The 3,915-nt window shown below is 79.3% G+C and carries 2 protein-coding genes; both read right to left on the reverse strand.

The features are described from left to right. On the reverse strand, nt 1-1,699 hold a 1,699-nt coding region (locus tag GTQ99_RS20800), incomplete at its 3' end, for an ATP-binding protein (protein ID WP_166617606.1). Nucleotides 1,700-1,716: 17 nt separating this feature from the next. Then, on the reverse strand, nt 1,717-3,729 hold the full coding sequence (locus GTQ99_RS20805; RefSeq protein ID WP_166617607.1) for an ATP-binding protein: 2,013 nt from the start codon (nt 3,727-3,729) through the stop codon (nt 1,717-1,719). Between the last annotated feature and the right edge of the window lie 186 nt (nt 3,730-3,915).

The raw sequence follows: 3,915 nt of genomic DNA on the forward strand, positions 1-3,915 counted from the left end.
GCGCCACCCTGCGCTGCACCTTCCCGCCCCCGCCGGGGGTGTCCTCGGCGACGATCCGGCCGCCGTGCCCCTCGACGACGCGCCGGCAGGTGGCCAGCCCGATGCCGTGCCCGCCCGGGGCCGGCGCCCCGCCGGGCCGGCCCTCGCCCACGGCGAACATCGCGAAGACGCGCTCGCGGTCGGCGGCCGGGATGCCGCGGCCGTTGTCGACGACGGCGAGCTGCCAGCCGCCGCCGGGCAGGTCGCCCACCTGCACCTGCACCCGGCAGGGGCGCCCCGGGACGCGGTGGCGCACGGCGTTGCCGACGAGGTTCTGCAGCAGCTGGCGCAGCCGGACGGGGTCGGCGCGGGCGTGGGCGGCGGTGCCCGTGCTGGTGATGGCGGCGCCGGCGGCGGCGGGGCCGAGGTCCTCGACGACCGCGGCGAGCAGGGCCGCGACGTCGACGGGTTCGGGGAGCGGGCCCGCCGCGGCGGGCCGGTCCCCGCCGCGGGCGCCGTCGCGGTCGCCGTCGCGGTCGCTCTCGCGGGGGGCCTCGTCGGCGCGGGCGTGCTCCAGCAGGCTGGTCAGCAGCCCGTGCATGCGGTGGGCGGCGCGCAGCGCGGTGGCCAGCCACCCGCGGCCCTGCTCGCCGAGGTCGGCGCCGTGCACCTCCTCCAGCAGCTCCAGGTAGCCGGTGACGGCGGTCAGCGGGGTGGCCAGGTCGTGGCTGGCGACGGCGGCGAGGTCGGCGAGCTCGTCGTTGGAGCGCCGCAGCTCGGCGACGGCGGCGGCCAGCTGCCCGCCCTGGCGGCGCAGCTGCTCCCCCGCCCGCTCCAGCGCGGCGACGCGGGCGTGGTCGGCGGTGGTGTCGCGCAGCACGACGACGGCGCCCAGCGGCCGGCCGTCGTCGTCGGCGAGGGCGCGCCCGTCGGCCCGCACCCGCACGACCTCGCGGCCGGGCACGGCGATGAGGAGGTCGGCGGCCCCGACGGCGCCCTCGCGCAGCGCGCGCTGCAGCGGCACCTCGTGCGGGGCCAGCGCGCTCGCGCCGTCGGCGCTCAGCAGCGGGGCGTCGAGGGCGTGCATGCGCCGGGCCGCGGGGTTGGCGACGGTGAGGACGCCCTCGGCGTCGCAGGCCAGCACGCCCACGTCGACGGTGTCGAGCAGGGCGGTGGTGAACTCCTCGCGCTCCTGCAGCTCGGCGAGGGTGAGCTGGGCCAGCTCGCGCTGCTCCTCGACCTCCTCCAGCAGGCGGCGGGCCGCGCGCTGCTCGCGGTGGCGCTCCAGCAGCCCCACGACGAGGTCGGCCAGGTCCGCCAGGTGCGCGCGCTGGGCCGGGGTCAGCGGCCGGGGCCGGGCGTCGAGGACGCACAGGCTGCCCAGGGAGTGCCCCTCGCCGGTCAGCAGCGGGACCGAGGCGTGGCCGGCGACGGCACCCTCCCCGCCGCGGGCGTGCGGGCACGACGGCTCGGCACCCTCGTCGCAGCCGGCGCCCTCGGGGCCGGCGGTGGCAGCGGCGAGGGTGACGGCCGCGCGGGCCGCTCCGGTGACGGCGGTGGCCAGCCGGACGGCGGCATCGAGCTCGGCCCGCAGCTGCTCGTCGCCGGCGCGGGCGGCGGGCGGCAGCCCGTGGCCGGCCGGCGCCCGCAGCGGCTGCGCCTCCTGGTGCGCCTGGTGGTGCGCCCCGTGGTGGGCGCCGGGTCGGACGAGGGTGCTCACGGGGACCTCCCGGGTGCTCACGAGGACTCCCGCACGGCGGGCGGGAGCGCCACGACGGCCGTGGTGCCCCGCCCCTCGACGGAGTCGAGCTCGACGCGGCCGCCGTGCAGGCGCACGAGGTCGCGGGCGATGGTCAGGCCCAGGCCGGTGCCGGGCACGGCCAGGACGGTGGCGTTCGAGCCGCGCGCGAAGCGCCCGAAGACGACGGGCACCTCCCCCTCGGGGATGCCCATCCCGTCGTCCTGCACGACCACGCGGACCTCCTGCGGGTGGCGCTCGACGCGCAGGCGCACCTGCGAGCCGACCGGGGAGAACTTCACGGCGTTGTCGACGACGGCCAGCAGGGCGCGGTGCAGGTGCTCCGCGTCGCCGCGCACCCGCAGCCCGGCCAGGTCGTCGGCGGGGGTGGTGCAGCGCACGCTGCCGCCGGTGCTCGCCCCGGCGCCGACGGCCGCCAGGACCCCGGTGACGAGGTCGGTGACGGCGGTGCTGCCGCGCTCCTGCCGGGCGGGGGCGGCCTCCACGCGGGCCAGCAGCAGCAGGTCCTCGATGAGGGCGCGCAGGCGCTCGGCGTTGCGCTCGACGATGCCGAGGACGGCGGCCACGTCGGTGGGGACCTCGCCGACGGCGCCGTCGCGCAGCAGGTCCAGGTAGCCGGAGATGCTCGTCAGCGGGGTGCGCAGCTCGTGGGAGACGGTGGCCAGCAGGTCCGACTTCACCGACTCCACGTCGCGCAGCTCGGCGAGCAGGCGCTCCTGGGCCCGGTACAGGCCGGCCAGCACGAGGGCGCGGGCGAGGTCGACGGCCACCGAGCGGGCCAGCTCGACCTCCTCGGCGCTGAAGTCGCGCGGGCCGGCGCAGCACACCACGGTGAGCAGGCCCTGCGGGGTGTCGCCGCCGCCGATGGGCACCAGCAGCAGCGCGCGGGCGTCGCTGGCGCGCAGGAAGGCGTCGGCGGCCGCCGAGCGCCCGGTGAGCGCGCGGGTGTCGGGGACGGCGTGCACGCCGCCGCCGGCGTGCAGCTCGTGCAGCCAGCTGCGGGCGTCGTCGACGACGCTGACCTCGTCGAGGCCGGGGTGCTCGGGCAGCGGCAGCAGCGGCGAGCGGGCCCAGCCGCGCGTGGTGGCGCCCAGCGGGCCGCCGCCCTCCTGGAGCATCCGCACCCAGACCCGGTCCACGCCGAGCTGGACGCCGAGGCGCTCGACGGCGACCTGGACGGCGTCCTCGGCCACGAGCTGGTCGCGCACCTCGCGGCCGATGTCGCCGGCCAGCCGCTGCAGGGCGGCGGCGCGCTCGGCGGCCTGCAGCAGCCGCCGGTTCTCCTCGGCGAGGTCGTTGACGGCGCGGGCGACGGTGCGGACCTCGCTGGGGCCGTCGAGCGGGTCGGCGGCCGCGCGGCGGTCGCCGCGGCCGTGGGCGTCGAGGACGTCGACGAGGCGCTGCAGGGGGTCGACGAGGGCGCGGCGGGTGCGGGCACCGGTGCGCACGACGAGGGCGAGGGCGAGCAGCAGGGTGAGGGCGGTCCCGACGAGCGCCGCGCGGCGGGCCCGGTCCTGCTCGGCCGCGGCGTCGTGGCGCTGGCGGCGCACCAGGGCGTCCAGGCGGGTGTTGGCGTCGCGCAGCTCGTCGAGGGCGGCCGTGGCGGCCTCCTCGCCCGCGGCGGGGACGGCGGCGGCGCCGGCGGGGGTCAGCCCCGTCCAGCGCTCCAGCAGCCGGGTCTGCTCGGCCAGCAGGCTGCGCTGCAGCGGGTCGCCGACCAGCGCGGAGGTGGCCTCGCGGTGCGCGGGCAGCGCGGCGACGGCCTCGCGGTGCTCGGCCAGCAGCTCCGGCGCGCCGGTGGCGCGGTAGGCGCGCAGGGCGCTGTCGGCGTCGGCGACGTCCGTGCGCAGCGCGGCGTTGGCCGCCTCCAGCCGCTGCAGGCGGGTCTCGCGGTCGCTGGAGCGGCCGGTGACGACCAGGCCCGCGCCCTCGGCGTCGTGCTGGCCCTGCTGCTGCTCGTGGGCGCCGCGGCGCAGCGTCCCCTGCCTCACCCGATCGGCCCACACCCGTGGGATCGGCGCCTGCGGCCGCGACCTTGACGCCCGGCCTCAGAAGGTGTTGCGTTACCTGTTGATCACTGAGGGTCGGTCTTCGCCTCGTCCTTGAGGGTGCCGTCCTCGGTGAGACGGCGAGCCGCTTCGATCTCGATCGGACCGCGCGGCTTCACGTCTTGGCCG

It is taken from the genome of Kineococcus vitellinus (assembly GCF_009906315.1).
Classification (GTDB): Bacteria; Actinomycetota; Actinomycetes; order Actinomycetales; family Kineococcaceae; genus Kineococcus; species Kineococcus vitellinus.